Source organism: Salipiger mucosus DSM 16094 (assembly GCF_000442255.1).
Classification (GTDB): Bacteria; Pseudomonadota; Alphaproteobacteria; order Rhodobacterales; family Rhodobacteraceae; genus Salipiger; species Salipiger mucosus.
This window is the reverse complement of record NZ_KE557287.1, coordinates 18852-34384: the sequence shown is the minus strand read 5'-3', so window position 1 is coordinate 34384 and position 15533 is coordinate 18852. Positions and strand designations below refer to the sequence as shown.

General features: G+C 70.2%; 13 protein-coding genes. 7 read left to right on the top strand and 6 right to left on the bottom strand.

Annotation, left to right across the window (positions count from 1 at the left end; genetic code table 11):
* Positions 1 to 5 precede the first annotated feature (5 nt).
* Genes ctaD through SALMUC_RS25605 form a run of 4 tightly spaced genes read left to right on the top strand, consistent with a single transcriptional unit; the run spans position 6 to position 4631 of the window.
* Positions 6 to 2564, top strand: coding sequence for a cytochrome c oxidase subunit I (gene ctaD / locus SALMUC_RS25620; RefSeq protein WP_020041207.1), 2559 nt, complete (start codon positions 6 to 8; stop codon positions 2562 to 2564).
* Positions 2561 to 2983, top strand: a complete 423-nt coding sequence (locus SALMUC_RS25615) for a hypothetical protein (protein ID WP_020041208.1) — start codon at positions 2561 to 2563, stop codon at positions 2981 to 2983. The genes ctaD and SALMUC_RS25615 overlap by 4 nt, the downstream gene beginning before the upstream one ends.
* Complete coding sequence (locus tag SALMUC_RS25610) at positions 2977 to 3555, top strand: cytochrome c oxidase assembly protein (RefSeq protein WP_020041209.1); 579 nt, start codon at positions 2977 to 2979, stop codon at positions 3553 to 3555. The genes SALMUC_RS25615 and SALMUC_RS25610 overlap by 7 nt, the downstream gene beginning before the upstream one ends.
* Positions 3552 to 4631, top strand: a complete 1080-nt coding sequence (locus tag SALMUC_RS25605) for a c-type cytochrome (RefSeq protein WP_020041210.1) — start codon at positions 3552 to 3554, stop codon at positions 4629 to 4631. Before SALMUC_RS25610 ends, SALMUC_RS25605 begins: the two co-directional genes overlap by 4 nt.
* Positions 4632 to 4699: 68 nt before the next feature.
* Here the strand turns inward: SALMUC_RS25605 and SALMUC_RS25600 are convergent, their stop codons facing one another.
* On the bottom strand, positions 4700 to 5653 hold the full coding sequence (locus SALMUC_RS25600; protein WP_020041211.1) for an aldo/keto reductase: 954 nt from the start codon (positions 5651 to 5653) through the stop codon (positions 4700 to 4702).
* Between the two features lie 237 nt (positions 5654 to 5890).
* On the opposite strand from SALMUC_RS25600, the gene SALMUC_RS25595 reads away from it, so the two are divergent.
* Positions 5891 to 7594 (top strand): dihydroxy-acid dehydratase, encoded by a 1704-nt coding sequence (locus tag SALMUC_RS25595; protein WP_020041212.1) that lies wholly within the window; start codon positions 5891 to 5893, stop codon positions 7592 to 7594.
* Positions 7595 to 7620: 26 nt separating this feature from the next.
* On the opposite strand, the gene SALMUC_RS25590 is transcribed toward SALMUC_RS25595, so the two are convergent.
* The 5 genes from SALMUC_RS25590 to SALMUC_RS25570 all read right to left on the bottom strand — a co-directional run bounded on the left by SALMUC_RS25590 (position 7621) and on the right by SALMUC_RS25570 (position 12922).
* Entirely contained in the window at positions 7621 to 8469 is an 849-nt protein-coding gene (locus tag SALMUC_RS25590) for a shikimate dehydrogenase family protein (protein WP_020041213.1), read from the bottom strand.
* On the bottom strand, positions 8466 to 9983 hold the full coding sequence (locus SALMUC_RS25585) for a tripartite tricarboxylate transporter permease (protein ID WP_020041214.1): 1518 nt from the start codon (positions 9981 to 9983) through the stop codon (positions 8466 to 8468). Before SALMUC_RS25585 ends, SALMUC_RS25590 begins: the two co-directional genes overlap by 4 nt.
* A complete protein-coding gene (locus SALMUC_RS25580) occupies positions 9983 to 10558 on the bottom strand; it encodes a tripartite tricarboxylate transporter TctB family protein (RefSeq protein WP_020041215.1) in 576 nt (191 codons plus the stop codon). Before SALMUC_RS25580 ends, SALMUC_RS25585 begins: the two co-directional genes overlap by 1 nt.
* A gap of 299 nt (positions 10559 to 10857) precedes the next feature.
* Entirely contained in the window at positions 10858 to 11862 is a 1005-nt protein-coding gene (locus SALMUC_RS25575; RefSeq protein ID WP_020041216.1) for a Bug family tripartite tricarboxylate transporter substrate binding protein, read from the bottom strand.
* A gap of 118 nt (positions 11863 to 11980) precedes the next feature.
* Complete coding sequence (locus tag SALMUC_RS25570; RefSeq protein WP_020041217.1) at positions 11981 to 12922, bottom strand: LysR family transcriptional regulator; 942 nt, start codon at positions 12920 to 12922, stop codon at positions 11981 to 11983.
* A gap of 115 nt (positions 12923 to 13037) precedes the next feature.
* Between SALMUC_RS25570 and SALMUC_RS25565 the strand changes: the two genes are divergently transcribed.
* Both SALMUC_RS25565 and SALMUC_RS25560 read left to right on the top strand, forming a co-directional pair.
* Positions 13038 to 14729 (top strand): FAD-dependent oxidoreductase, encoded by a 1692-nt coding sequence (locus SALMUC_RS25565; RefSeq protein WP_020041218.1) that lies wholly within the window; start codon positions 13038 to 13040, stop codon positions 14727 to 14729.
* Positions 14726 to 15532: a sugar phosphate isomerase/epimerase family protein gene (locus SALMUC_RS25560; protein ID WP_020041219.1), complete on the top strand. Its 807-nt coding sequence runs from the start codon at positions 14726 to 14728 to the stop codon at positions 15530 to 15532. The genes SALMUC_RS25565 and SALMUC_RS25560 overlap by 4 nt, the downstream gene beginning before the upstream one ends.
* The last annotated feature ends 1 nt before the right edge of the window (position 15533 follow it).

The window sequence follows — 15533 nt, the reverse complement described above, 5'->3', positions numbered from 1 at the left end:
CGCCCATGACCGACGAGATCGACCTCTCCCGCCTGCCGCCGCCCGAGCCCTACGACGAGGCCCGCGACAAGGCGCAGCGCAAACGGCTCCTGGACGTCTGGCGCGCGCCGCCCGGCTGGAAGATCATCTCGGCGGTCAACAACGACTACATCGGCAAGTGGTACCTGCTGACCTCCTTCGCCTTCTTCACCTTCGCCGGCATCCTCGCGCTTCTGATCCGCGTGCAGCTCGCGGTGCCGAACAACGAGCTCTTCAGCCAGAGCCTCTACAACCAGCTCTTCACGCTGCACGGCACGGCGATGATGTTCCTCTTCGCGGTGCCGATCTTCGAGGCGGTGGCGATCCTCGTGCTGCCCGAGATCCTCGGCGCGCGCGACCTGCCCTTCCCGCGGCTCTCGGCCTTCGGCTTCTGGTGCTTCATCATCGGCGGCGTCTTCGTCTGCGGCTCGATCTTCTTCGGCGTGGCGCCCGACGGCGGCTGGTTCATGTACACGCCGCTCTCCTCGAACCCGGACTATTCCGGCCTCGGCGCCGACATCTGGCTGCTGGGTCTGTCCTTCATCGAGGTCAGCTCCATCGCCGCCGCTGTCGAGCTGATCGTCGGCGTGCTGAAGTCGCGCCCGCCGGGGATGCGGCTGAACCTCATGCCGCTCTATTGCTGGTACGTGCTGGTCGTGGCGGGGATGATCCTCTTCGCCTTCCCGCCGCTGATCGCGGGCGACCTGCTGCTCGAGATGGAGCGCGCCTTCGGCTGGGCCTTCTTCGACCCCGACCGGGGCGGCGACCCGCTGCTGTGGCAGCACCTGTTCTGGATCTTCGGCCACCCCGAGGTCTACATCATCTTCCTGCCCTCGATCGCGCTCATCGCGACCATGCTGCCGACCTTCGCGGGCCGGCCCATGGTGGGACACTCCTGGATCGTGCTGAGCGCCGTCGGGGTCGCCTTCCTGAGCTTCGGGCTCTGGGTGCACCACATGTTCACCACGGGCCTGCCAGAGATCTCGCTGAGCTTCTTCTCGGCCGCGTCCGAGGCGGTCGCCGTGCCCACCGGCATCCAGATCTTCTGCTTCATCGCGACGATGCTCGTCTCCAAGGTCCGCCCCTCGGTGCCGATGCTCTTCGCGGGCGGGGCGCTGGCGATCTTCGTCTTCGGCGGGCTGACCGGCGTGATGGTGGCGCTGGTGCCCTTCGACTGGCAGGCGCATGACAGCTACTTCGTCGTGGCACACCTGCATTACACGCTGATCGGCGGCATGCTCTTCCCGCTCTTCGCCGGCATCCACTACTGGTATCCCTTCACCACGCAGCGCAAGATGAACGACCGCGCGGGCACCTGGAGCTTCTGGCTCATGTTCGGCGGCTTCAACCTCGCCTTCCTGCCGATGCACTGGACCGGCGTCATGGGGATGCCCCGCCGGGTCTGGACCTACGACCTCACCGACGGCTGGGCGGTGCTCAACATGGTCTCGACCCTGGGCGCCTTCGTCTTCGCGGCGGGCTTCGCGGTGCTGGCGGTGAACGTGCTCTGGCCGCGCGGCAAGCAGCCCCCCGTGGCGCGCAACATCTGGAACGCGGGCACGATGGAGTGGTCGGCCGAGGTGCCGGACAAGCCGTGGGGCATTCGCTCGATCCCCTACATCCACACCCGTTACCCGCTGTGGGAGCAGGAGGACCTCATGGGCCAGGTCGACCGCGGCGAGTGGTTCCTGCCCGACGCACAGGAGGGCAAGCGCGAGCTCATCGTGACCGACATCCTCGACGCCCGCCCGCTCTTCGTGCAGCGCGTGGGCGGTCCGACCTTCCTCACCCTCGGCGCGGCATTCTGCCTTGGCGCGGCCTTCATCCTCGCGACCTTCCACCTCTGGACGATCACGCTGATCTTCGGCGCGGGCTTCGCGGGCTTCACGCTCTGGTGGCTCTGGACGGGCACGTCACGCATTCCCGAAACGCCCGAGAAATACGCCGGGCGCGGCCTGACCCTGCCGACATACGCGCAGGGCAACCGGTCCCCCGGCTGGTGGGCCGTCTTCATCACGATGACGGGCGACATGACCGCCTTCATGGGGCTGGTCTTCTCCTACTTCTTCTACTGGACCGCGCTGCCCGGTTTCCTGCCCTCGGCCGACCGCCTGCCGGGCTTCGGCTGGCTGCTGGCGGGCCTCGCGCTGCTGTTCGGGTCCTGGGCGATGACCGTCGCCGCGCGCGGGACGCTGGGACGCGGCCAGCGCGGGCTGGCCATGGCGCTGCTCGTCGGCGCACTGCCCATCGGCGCGCTCGGGATCGGCGCTTGGATCTGGGCGGCGTGGACGCAGGGCCTCGACCCCACGGCGCAGAGCTTTGACGCCATGGTCTGGATGCTGATCCTGTGGATGGGGCTGCACCTGCTGCTCAACTGGGTGATGCATCTCTACGTCGCGGCGCGGGTGAAGTTCGGCCACTGCACGCCCGAGTATCGCGCGGACCTGATGAACCTCACGCTGTTCACGCATTTCCTTGCGCTGACGGCCGTGACGACCTTCGCCCTGCTCGCGGTCTTCCCGCTGCTGATGGGGGTCGGCCCATGAGACACGGCTCCGACGAACAGCCGCGCCACGTCACCCCGCCCGGAGACGCGCCTCGCGTCGTCGACCAGGGGTCTGTCTGGATCCTCGTCGCGGTGCCCTCGATCTGGGCGGCGCATTTCCTGCTCAGCTACTGGGTCGCCGCGATCTGGTGCGCCAAGGCCGCGCCCATGGCCTCGCTGGTCGAACCGCGCTGGATCATCGTCGGGCTCGGGGTGATCGGCGCGGCGGCGATCGCATGGCTCGGCCGGATCGCGGTGCGGCGCTACGGCGGGGTTTTCGTGATCTTCGAGGAAATCACCGAAAGCTCCGAACGTGGCCGGGACCGCTTCATCGGCCACGTCACGCTGCTGCTCTGCGTGCTCTCCGTGGTGGCGATCATCTTCACGGTGATCCCCGGACTGGTCTTCGCCACATGCTGAGCGCGCGCCGCCTCCTCGCGCTGGCTCTGCTCGCCGCGCTCTGGCTGTCGCCCCTGCCGGGGCTCGCGACCGGCTCCATGGTGCTGCACATGGTGCTGCACCTCGGCGTCACGGCGCTGGTGCCCGCGCTCTACGCCCCCCGGCTGCCCCTGCCTTCGGGCGCCATGGCGCTGACGCTTGGCGCCGTGGTCGAGATGCTGGCGGTCTGGGCATGGCACCTGCCCTCGCTGCATCTCTGGGCCCGGCTGACGACGACCGGCTTCGTGCTCGAACAGGCGAGCTTTCTCGGCGCGGGCGTGCTGCTCTGGGCCACGGTGCGGGCCGCCGGAGGCTTCGGCGGCGCGGTGGTGCTGCTTGCCACGACCATGCACATGACGCTGCTCGGCGCGCTGATCGGGCTCTCGCCGCGCGATCTCTACGGCGACATCTGCGCCGGGCACCTGGGCCTGAGCGCCCTGCAGGAACAGCAGGTCGCCGGCGCGATGATGGCCGGGGCCGGCGGCGCCATCTACCTCGCTGCGGCGCTGCGCCGGCTGGGGCAGGCGCTGAAACTGACGGAGGCCCCCGCATGAGGCGCTATATCCTCGGAGCTCTTGCCGCCGTGGCCCTGGCCGGCGGCGCGTTCTACTTCGTCGCCCCCTACAACATCGCCGCCTCGGTGCCGCACCTGCCGGGGGTGGCCAACGTCCTGCACGGCTACCTCGGCAACGCCGTCGCCGTGCGCGCCCGCTCGGTGGAAATTCCGCCGCATGTCGATCTCGAGAACCCGGGCCTGATCCGCCTCGGCGCCGGACATTTCGCCACCGGCTGCCTGACCTGCCACGGCGGCCCCGGCATTGACCGCAATCCCGTCGCGCAGGGGATGCGCCCCGCGCCGCCGAAGCTCACCTCCGAGGACTTCGACGCCAAGGAGTTCTGGTGGATCGCCCGCCACGGCTTCAAGTACACCGGCATGCCGGCATGGCCCGGGAAGAGCCGCGACGACGAGCCCTGGGCCATGGCTGCCTTCCTCGCGCGCTACGACAGCTTCGACCGCGCCGGGTTCGAGGAGGCGGCCTTCGGCCGGGCCGGGGTCTACGAGCCCGAGGGCGTTCCCTTCGGAGCCGCTCCGGCGCCGATCCCTCAGGAGGTGACCTGCGCCCGATGCCACGGCGAGGACGGACTGGGCCGTGACGGCACCGCGCCGAAGCTCGCAGGCCAGTCCGGGGCATGGCTGGCCCGGGTGCTGGGCGCCTATTCCGCCGGCCATCGCGAGAGCGGGTTCATGGAGCCCGTCGCCGCCCCCCTCGGCGACGAAGCCATCGGGAGAATCGCCGCCCGCTACGCCGGCATGGACGCGACGTGGCGCGGCACCCCCTTCCCCCTGGGCGATGCCGAACGGGGCGAAGAGCTTGCGACGCAGGGCAGCGAACATGACGACATCGCCAGCTGCGTCTCCTGCCACGGCAGCGGCGCCGAGGGGCCGAAACGCGACGACACGCCGAAGATCGCCGGGCAGGACGGCTACTGGCTGGTCAACTGGCTGCACATGTATCGCGACGGCCCGGTCCCGGAGACGCCCCGCGCGCATCTCATGGCAGCCGCCGCACGCACCTTGAGCGACAGCGACATCCACGACTTGGCCGCGTACTTCTCGCGCGGCCCGTAGAGACCGGGTGCCTTCAGGCCAAGGCGTCCCATCGGCCATGATGGAGGCGGCACGCCGCTTTCCCGGTCTCAGGCCCCGGCGCCTGATAGCCGCGAGAGGTCTTCCCCGGACAGCTTCAGCGTCGCCGCCGTCGCGAAGCGCTCGACCTGGCTCACGCTCGTGGCGCTTGCAATGGGGGCGGTCACGCCTTTCTGCGCCATGAGCCAGGCGAGCGAGACCTCGGCCGCGCCGACGCCATGCGCCGCGGCAATCTCTTCCAGCGCGTCCAGCAGGCGCATCCCGCGTTCGGTCATGTATTTCCCGACCATGCCCGCGCGCTTGCGGCCCTCAAGATCCGCCTCCGAGCGGTACTTGCCCGTCAGGAAGCCGGCGGCGAGCGAGAAATAGGTGACGACGCCGATGTCCTTCTCGACGCAGAGATCCTGCAGCGGCCCCTCGAAGCTGCCCCGGTCGTAGAGATTGTACTCGGGCTGCACGACCTTGTAGGCGGGCAGCCCCTCGGCCTCGGCAGTGTCGAGCGCGCCTTTCAGCAGCGTGGCGTCGTAGTTCGAGGCGCCGATGGCGCGCACCCTGCCGGCCTTCAGCAGCTTGTCGTAGGCGCCCAGTGTCTCGGCGTGCGAGGTGTCGGGGTCCGGCCAGTGCGAGAAGTAGAGGTCGATGGTCTCGACCTGCAGCCGGTCCAGCGACCTGTCGACCGCCTTCAGGATCCAGTCCTCCGAGAGGCCCTTCTCGCCCGGACCGCCCATGTCCGAGCCGACCTTGGTGAAGAGCTTCACCCGGTCGCGCATGCCCGGGCGCGCGGCGAACCACTTGCCCAGCACGGTCTCGGATTCGCCGCCCGAGTGGCCCTCGGCCCAGGCGGAATAGATGTCGGCGGTGTCGATGGTGTCGAAGCCGTGGTCGATGAAGGCGTCGAGCACGCGAAAGCTCTCCGCCTCGTCGGTCGTCCAGCCCAGCACGTTGCCGCCGAAGACGATGGGCGCGATCTCGAAGCCGGTGGTGCCAAGGGGTCTGCGTTGCATTGGTCTGTCCTTTGCTCTGGTGATCTGTCTCGAGGCGATGGGTCCGTGGCCGCCCCGCGCGTCCGGGGGCGGCCCGCCGGCAGCTGGCGCGGGGCTCTGCGCGACCAACGCATCAAACGCGACCCGGCTCCATCCCCTTCGGCAAGTTGCGGAAGATCCGGGCGGCCGGCTCGGGATCCTTGACGAGCGCGAGCCGAAAAACGTGAACTGCCGCGACAGCCGAGCAGGGAGAGACTGATGAGCAAGGACAAGGCGCAGGGCATCGCCCGCGGTCTGACGAATTACGGCGACGCGGCCTTCTCGAAGTACCTCCGGCGGTCCTTCGCCAGCTCGATGGGCTACAGCCGCGAGATGCTCGACCGGCCCATCGTGGGGATCGCCCACGCGGCCTCGGGCTTCAACAACTGCCACCGGCATTTCCCCGAGATGATCGAGGCCGTGAAACGCGGCGTCCTCGCGGCGGGCGCGCTGCCGCTCGAATTCCCCACGATCTCGCTGGGCGAGGTCTTTCTCTCGCCGACCTCGCTGAAGTTCCGCAACCTCATGTCGATGGACGTGGAGGAGATGGTGCGCGCGCAGCCGATGGACTCGGTCGTGCTGCTGGGCGGCTGCGACAAGACGGTGCCTGCGCAGCTCATGGGCGCGATGTCGGCCAATCTGCCGGCGGTGCAGCTGGTGGCGGGGCCGATGTCGACCGGCCGCCACAAGGAGCACCGCCTGGGCGCCTGCACCGACTGCCGCCGCTTCTGGCAGCAGTTCCGGTCGGGCCAGATCGACCAGGAGGAGATCGACACCGTCGAGCGCAAGCTCGCCTCCACCGCCGGCACCTGCGCGGTGATGGGCACCGCCTCGACCATGGCGAGCCTGACCGAGGCCATGGGCATGATGCCCGCCCACTCCGCCGCGATCCCCGCCGTCAGCGCCGACCGCCTGCGCATGGCCGAGGAGACCGGCCGCCTCGCCGTCGAACTGATCGGCACCGAGCGCAGGCCGCGCGCGATCCTGACGCAAAAGGCGCTGGAAAACGCCGTGACCGTGCTGCTGGCGCTTGGCGGCTCGACCAACGCGGTGCTGCACCTCGCGGCCATCGCCGGGCGCGTGGGCCTGCCGCTGGACCTGCGGCGACTGAACGAGATCTCCGAGCGCACCCCCGTGCTGGTCGATCTCAAGCCCACCGGCGAGCACTACATGGAGGACCTGCACTACGCCGGCGGCATCCCCGCCGTGATGCGCGAGCTGCGCGACATCCTGCATCTCGACGCGCCGACGGTGACCGGCGAGACCATCGGCGCGCGGATCGAGGCGGCGGACCCCTGGGTCGACCGCAACGTGATCTCGCCCGCCTCGGAGCCCGTGCGCGAGACCGGCGGCCTCGTGGCGCTCTACGGCAACCTCGCGCCCAAAGGGGCGATCCTCAAGCGCTCGGCGGCCAACCCCGACCTCTTCGAGACCGAGGCCCGCGCGGTGGTCTTCTCCTCGCTCGAGGATCTCGCCGCGCGCATCGACGATCCCGATCTCGACGTGACGGCCGACGACATCCTGCTGCTGCGGAACGCGGGGCCCACCAGCCCCTCGGCCATGCCCGAGGCGGGCTACCTGCCGATCCCGAAGAAGCTGGCGCGGCAGGGCGTGTCGGACATGATCCGCATCTCGGACGCGCGGATGAGCGGCACCGCCTACGGCACCATCGTGCTGCACGTCTCGCCCGACGCCGCCTCGGGCGGCACCATCGGACTGGTCCGCAACGGCGACCGCATCCGCATGAGCGTCGCGACCCGCAGCCTCGAGCTGCTGGTCTCCGACGCCGAGCTCGAGACCCGCCGCGCGGAGGCGCCGCCCGTCAAGCCCGAGCCGAAGCGGGGCTACGACTGGCTCTACGACCGGCACATCCTGCAGGCCGAGGACGGCTGCGACTTCGACTTCCTGGTCGAGCGGGACTGAGTCCCCGCGCGCGCCCGCGCGCGGACTCAGCTGTCGGAGTTTGCAGCCTTCAGCCCGGCCTCGAGCGCGGCGTGGTCCAGCGGCGTGCCCGAGAAGAGGTCCCAGGCGTGCACGCCCTGGAAGAAGAACAGCTCCCACCCCGAGATGATGTCGAGGCCCTGCGCCTCGGCATCGGTCAGGAACTGCGTGTCGACCGGCGTGTAGACCGCGTCGAAGGCCCACTCGGCGCCGCGCATCGCCTCCTTCGGCAGCGGCGTGCCCTCGTAGCCCACCATGCCGACCGGCGTGCAGTTGATGACGCCCTGCACGCCCGCCGCCGCCTCGGCCGCATCGGTGTGAACCGACACGGAAAGCATCGGCGCGGCGGCGCGCAGCGCCCCGGCCAGCACCTCGGCCTTGGCCGTGTCGCGGTCGACCAGCCGGATCTCCGAGGCGCCCAGCCCGACGAGGCCGAAGGCTACCGCGCGGCCCACGCCCCCGGTGCCGATCATCAGCACCGCGCCGGGCGCCGCATCGCCCCGCACCTTGCGGTAGCCCTCCATGAAGCCCGAGTAGTCGGTGTTGGCCCCGCGCGGGCCACCGGGCTCGAAGAGCACGGTGTTCACCGCGCCCACCGCTTGCACCAGCGGGTCCTCGACCGTCACCTTGTCGAAGGCGCGCTCCTTGTAGGGATAGGTCACGTTGATCCCCCGGCAGTGTTCGGCCGCGTGGGCGAAGACCCCGTCGAAGTCGAGCCCCATCTCGCGCGGCACGAGGCGGTCGTAGGTGACCGCGATGCCGTTCTGCTCGCCCGCGAGCCGGTGCAGCACCGGCGCGCGCGACTTGGCGATGTTGTCGCCGATCAGCCCCAGTTTCAGCGTTTTCGCTTCGGTCATTTGCCGGACTCCCCGGTCTGGCCGCCCTTGCGGCGGAAGATCATGCGCCAGAGCGGCGTCTGCGAGACGAAGATCAGCACCACCGCCACGAAGAGCACCAACGACAGCGGGCTGGTGAAGATGCCCTCGAAGAAACGGCCCAGGTCCTCGCGCTCCGAGATGATCGCGCGGCGCCAGTTGTCGTCCAGCAGCCGCGACAGGATCACGCCCAGGATCACCGGCCCCAGCGGGTAGCCGTAGTGCCGCATGAAGTAGCCGAAGACCCCGAAGCCCAGCATCCAGTAGACATCCGTGACCGAGTTGTTGACCGCGTAGGCGCCGACCACCGACAGCAGCATGATGAGCGGGATCAGGACCGAGCGCGGCATCTCGACGATCTTGGTGAAGAGCTTGATGCCCGTCAGGCCGCAGATCAGGATGAACATGTTGGCGGTCAGCAGGGCGCCGACGATGAACCAGAACATGTCCGGCTGGTCGACCATGAGCATCGGCCCGGGGTTCAGCCCGTGGATGAAGAGCGCCCCGATGATGATCGCGGTCACCGCGTCGCCGGGAATGCCCAGCGTCATCATCGGCACGAAGGCCCCGCCCACGGCGGCGTTGTTCGCCGTCTCGGGCGCCACCAGCCCCTCCATCGCGCCGGTGCCGAAGGGCCGCGTGGGCTTTTTCGTCACACGCTTGGCGTGGTCGTAGGCCATGAGCGCCGCGATGTCGCCGCCGGTGCCCGGCAGGGCGCCGATGATCACGCCGATCGACGAGGTCTGCAGCGAAAGCGGCAGGTACTTCCGCACGGTGCCCCAGGAGGGCACGATGCGGTCGATCTGCTGGCGGATCGCATCGGTGCCGACGTGGTGCAGCTGCAGCAGCGCCTCCGAGATGCCGAACATGCCGATCATCACCGCGATGAACGAGATGCCGCCCTCCATGATCTGCAGATCGAAGGTGAAGCGCTCGGCGAAGGTCAGCGGGTCGCGGCCCACCGCGCCGATGGCGATGCCGAAGGCGCCGGCGAAGATGCCCTTGACCAGGCTCCCCGAGGACAGCGAGCCCACCAGCAGGATGCCCAGCACCGCCAGCAGCATGTAGTCGCGCGGCTGGAAGGTCAGCGCGAACTCGGCCACGAAGGGCGCGGCCAGCGCCAGCACCGCGACGCCCACGAGCCCGCCGAAGAAGGACATGACCGTGGTGACGCCGATGGCCTCGCCCGCCTCGCCGCGCTGCGCCATGGGGTAGCCGTCCATGGCCGTGGCGATGGCCGATGGCGCGCCGGGGATGTTCAGCAGGATCGCCGTGCGCGAACCGCCGTAGACCCCGCCCATGTAGATGCCCACCATGAGCGAGATCGCCGGGTAGACGTCCCAGGAGAAGGTGAAGGAAATGAGGATCGACACCGCCATGGTGACCGACAGCCCCGGGATCGCGCCGATGTAGACGCCCAGGAAGGTGCCGAGCCCCACCAGCAGCAGAAGCTGCGGCTGGGTGAAGACCGTGAGAATGGCCATGAGCGTGTCCATCACTCGGCCCCCCCGTTGCCCAGGTTGCGGAAGAATTGCAGCAGCTCTGCCTCCGGCACGATGCCGGCGGGCATCAGCACGGTAAAGACGATGCGGAAGATCACCCAGATCACCAGCAGGCTGCCCAGCGAGACCGCCAGGGTGAAGCCCCAGCCACGCCCGGAGAGATACTTGATCGCCACCACGAGGAAGAGCGCGGCGGTCGGCAGGAAGCCCAGCGGCACCAGCAGCAGGCCGAAGCCCAGCAGCAGCACGCCGAAGAGGATCACCTTGAGCGGCAGGATGTCCCGCGCCACGCTCTCGGTCGCGACCTTCGGCAGCCGCGCGGTGCGCAGCACCACGATCAGCGCCGAGATCACCATCGCCGCGGTCGTCGCCATGGGCACCGCCCCGGGCGAGGACAGCGCCTCGAAGCCCGCGATGCCGTAGGCGTCCCACAGCAGGTAGAGGCTGGCCGCGAGCAGGAACAGCGCGAAGGCCAGTTCCCCGGGCCGCCGCTGCCCGGCATAGCCGCCGGGCGTGGCATCGGAGGTGCCGTCGTGGTGGTCGCTGTCGCCACGAAAGTCTGGGTCCATGAGGTATCCTCCCAGGTGGTGGATCTGTCGGGCCGGGGGCCGCTGTGCCGGGGCTGGCGTTTCATCGAGCGCAGGCCCGAGCCCGCAATCAAGCGCTTCGCGCGCCCGTCCGTCCTCTCGGGCGCCCTCGAGACGCCGGCCTGCCATTTCGAACGAAGGCAAATGGCCGATGGATGACGTGCCGGGGTCTCTGCCGGCAGGAACGCCCAGCTTCGGTCGGGCGCCGGCCCTCCCGGCAGATGGCGCAAGGCCGGTGCGCCGGGCGGGCGGCCATCGGACCGCCCGCCCGCGTCACGTCGTCACTCGCCGGGACGGGCGATGCCGAAATCCTCGGGCGAGTTCTTGGTCAGGCCCGCGTCCTGCAGCAGCCAGGTCGTGCCCTGCTGCCAGTCGGTCAGGAACTGCTCGGCCTCGTCGCCGCTGATTGCCATGATGCTGTAGCCGCGGCTGTCCATGAGCTCGGTGAACTCGGGGTTCTGCGCCGCCTCGTTGTAAGCGTTGGACAGCTTCTCGACCACGTCCTCGGGCGTGCCCTCGGGCACGAAGACACCGAAGAACGGCCCCCAGGGCAGGTAGGTGTTGTAGTCCTCGTTGAACGAGGTCACCGCCGGCACGTCGGGCAGCTTGTCGTTGGCCTGCGTGTCGAAGACCGCCAGCGGCTTCATGTTGCCCGCGCGGATGCCCTCGATCGAGGCGCCCAGCACGGCGGGCATCACGTCGATGGCCCCGCCCTGCAGCGCGGTCAGCGCCGGGCCGTCGCCGTCGTAGGGCACCGAGATCACGTCCAGACCGCCCTCGACCGACTCGATCATGCCGGTGATGACGGAGGGCAGGCCGCCCGGACCCGTGGCGCCGAAGCGGACCTCGCCGGGGTTCTCGGCGATGTAGTCCATCATGCCGGCGTAGTCGTCGAAGGGCGCCTCGGTGTTGGCCACGAGGATCGGCGTGCCGCGCGCCAGGATGCTCACCGGGGTGAAGGCGCTGTAGTCACGCTCGCCCAGGCCCATGACCTTGTAGAGCAGCGGGTTCTCGGCGCCCATCAGCAGGGTGTAGCCGTCGGCCGCGCTGTCGGCGACGTGGTTGAGCGCGATGGCGCCCACCGCGCCGGTCATGTTCTGCAGCACGACGGTGCCGCCGAGGATCTCCTCGGCATGCGGCGTGACCGAGCGCATCACCGTGTCGGTCGAGCCGCCGGCACCCCACTGGATGATCCCCTGGATCTCCTTGGTGGGATAGTCCTGCGCCAGCGCGCCACTCGCGCCCAGGACAAGCGCCGAGGCGGCGCCCAGAATGAAGCGTTTCATGAGATGTCCTCCCGTTTTGGCATTGGCCGTGACCTCCCGTCGCGACCATTGCACGATACGCTCGGTCATCGAGGGGCATAACGTCAAGGATCAAGGCTGTCGATTCATGAACCTTATGTTAATCGTCGTGGGAGGGCGGCCCGGAGGCGCCGGGTTCCCAGTGGCGCGCGGCCTCGGCCAGCTCGCGGCGGAAGCGGCGGATGGCGAAATCCGCGAAGGTCGACAGCACCCGCCCCTTCTTGCGCGAGACGTAGATCGTCACCTCGCCGTGCTCGACCAGCGGCCGGCGCAGCAGGCCGGGCATGTAGACCTCCGAGACCGAGAACTCGTCGATCACCGCCACGCCCAGCCCGTGCCGCACGAGGCTCACGACGGTCTGGGCGAAACGGCCCCGCACGCTCTGGCGCATCTCGATGCCGGCGTCGCGGAAGGGCCGCGCGACGATGGCGCCATAGGGGTCCGAGCGCGGCACCCCGATCAGCGGCTCGCGGGCGAGATCATGCAGCGACACCGCCTCCTGCGCGCCCAGCGGGTGGTCCTCGGGCAGGATGGCGACCAGCCGGCCGGTGGCGATTTCCTCGTTCTCGATGCCGGGATTCTGGACCGGCGAACTCATGATGACGAACTCGCCGCGCTCGAGCAGCAGGTAGTCGGCCGTCTCCTCGATCTTGAGGATGTTGAGGTCGATGAAAAGGTCCGGGTAGCGCTGGCGCAGCGACCGGATCGCGCGCGCGGCGATGAACTGCGCCACCGAGGGCGCCGAGGCGAAGGACAGCTGCACGTCCTCGCCCTTGTGCAGGGCACCGATGGCGGTCTGCAGGTTCTCGACCCCGCGGTAGACCTCGCGGATCTGGTCGAAGACCGGCTCGGCCTCGAGCGCGGGCACGAAAAGCCCCGCGCGCCGCTCGAAGAGCCGCAGGCCCAGCGAGTCCTCGGTATGCTTGATGAGCCGGCTGATCCCCGGCGCCGAAACGCCGAGATGCTCGGCCGCGCCGCTGATCGTCCCGCGCAGCATGACCGCGCGGATCACCTCGATCTGGCGCAGCGTGATCTCTCGCATGCTTGAGCCCTCCCCGACCCAGCGATTAACATGAGGTTACGATTTCCGCAAAACGGATAATTGACGTTAACGCTCGCGGCCCGGCAGGCTTGCGCCCGACCCGGAGGAGAGCACAGTGACCGACGCCCCTGCAACGCATCCCGAGACCGACCTGATCGTCGTGGGCTCCGGCGCCGCCGGTCTGTCGGCCGCCGTGACCGCCGCCGCGCGGGGCCTGCGCGTGACCGTGATCGAGAAGGCGCCGGTTCTGGGCGGCACCACCGCCTGGTCCGGCGGCTGGATCTGGGCGCCGCGCAACCCGGTCGTGCGCCGCGCCGGCATCGAGGAGCCCGAGGATGCCCCCCGCCGCTACGTGCAGTCGGTGCTGGGCAACCACTTCGACCCCGACCGCGTCGACGCCTTCCTTGCCGCCGCGCCCGAGATGGTGGGCTTTTTCGAGGAGCACACCGCGCTGCGGTTCGAGGGCGGGCTGGCGATCCCCGACACCTACGGCGACAGGCCCGGGGCGGGCACCGGCGGGCGCTCGGTCATCGCGGCGCCCTACGACGCGCGCGGCCTCGGCGAGGCCGTCAAGCTGCTGCGCGAGCCGGTGCGCGAGACCACCTTCTTCGGCATGACGATACAGGCCGGGCCCGACCTGCGCGCCTTCATGACCATGACGCGCTCGCCCCGGGCACTCGTTTACGCCACGCGCCGCGTGCTGCGCCACCTGCGCGACCTCGCCTTTCATGGCCGGGGAATGGACCTGCGCAACGGCGCCGCTCTGGTCGGCCGCCTGCTGCGCTCGGCGCTCGACCTTGGCGTCACGCTGCGGCCGGGCTGCGCCGTGACCGACCTTGTCGTCGAGCAGGGCCGCGTCATGGGCGTGACGCTGGAGAGCGGCGAGACCCTGCGCGCCGCGCGCGGCGTGGTGCTGGCCTCGGGCGGCTTCCCGCATGACGCGGCGCGTCGGGCGGGGCTCTTCCCGCGCGATGCCGAGCACCGGACGCTGGCCGTGCCCTCGGCCTCGGGCGACGGGGCGCGGCTGGCCGAGGGGGCGGGCGGGCATGTCGATGCCACGCAGGCGCGGCCCGCGGCCTTCTGCCCGGTCTCGACGGTGCGCTGGCCCGACGGCCGGGTCGCGCAGTTCCCGCATATCATCGACCGCGGCAAGCCGGGCGTGATCGGCGTGCTTTCGGACGGCGAGCGCTTCTGCAACGAGGGGCTGGGCTACCACGACTACGTCGAGGCCATGCTGCGCACCCTGCCCGACGACGCCCCCGCGCGGTCCTGGCTGGTCTGCGATCACCGTTTCCTGCGCCGCTACGGCCTGGGCGTGGTGCGCCCGCAGCCGGTGCCCTGGCGCCAGTGGACGAAGCGCGGCTACCTCAGGACCGCGCGTAGTATCGAGGGGCAGGCCCGCCAATGCGGCATCGACCCCGCCGGGCTGGCGCGGACCGTGACCGACTGGAACCGCCACGCCGCACAGGGCGAGGACCCGGAATTTCACCGCGGAACAACGCCTTACATGCGGCTTCAGGGGGACCCTGAGCAAAAGCCCAACCCCAACGTGGCGCCCATCGTCAAGCCGCCCTTTCACGCGGTCGAGGTGGTGCCGGGCAGCTTCGGCACCTTCTCGGGCATCGCCACCGACGGGCAGGCCCGCGCGCTCGATGCGCAGGGAGCGCCGATCCCGGGGCTCTACGCGGCGGGCACCGACGCGGCGACCATCTTCGGCGGCTTCTACCCGGCGGGCGGCATCGCGCTGGGGCCCGCGCTGACCTTCGGCTTCATAGCCGGGCGCCACGCGGCGGAGGGCGGGGCATGAGCCGCACCCTCTCGGTCGCGCATCTGACCGCCATCGACCTCGCCCCGCCCGCCTTCATCGAAGCGGCGGCCGAGGCAGGCTTCGACGCGGTGGGGCTGCGCCTGCTGCGGGTGACCGAGGACAGCCCGGGCTATCCGCTGATGGAGGATCCCGCCGCGATGCGCGCGACCCGCGCGGCGCTCCGTACGTTTGGGCTGTACGTGTCGGACGTGGAATTCGTACGGCTCACGCCCGAGACCGAAATCGCGCCGCTGCTGCCGCTGCTCGACGCCGGGGCGGAGCTGGGCGCCCGCCACGTCATCACCGCGCCCTACGATCCCGATCCCGCGCGGCTCGCCGATACGCTCGGCGCGCTGCACGAGGCCGCCGCCGCGCGGGGCCTTGGCGCGGTGTTGGAATTCTTTACCTGGACCCCGGTGCCCGACCTCGCCACCTGCCGGAGCGTGGTCGAGCAGGCGGGGCCGGACGTGGGGATGCTGGTCGACAGCCTGCACTTCGACCGCTCGGGCTCGACGCTCGCGCAGCTGGCCGAGGTGCCGCCCCACCGGCTGCCCTTCGCCCACCTCTGCGACGCGCGGGTGCATCCGCCCTACACGACCGAACAGCTGCTCGAGACCGCGCGGGCCGAGCGGCTGCCGCCGGGCGAGGGCGAGATCGATCTCGCGGGCGTCCTGGAGGCCCTGCCGCCGGACACGCCGCTGGGGCTGGAGGTGCCGATGGCGGGTCTTGCCGCGCGCGAGGGTCCGGCGGCGGTGCTGGCCCGCGTGGCGCAGGCGGCGCGGCGGCTGACCGGGGACGGGTGAC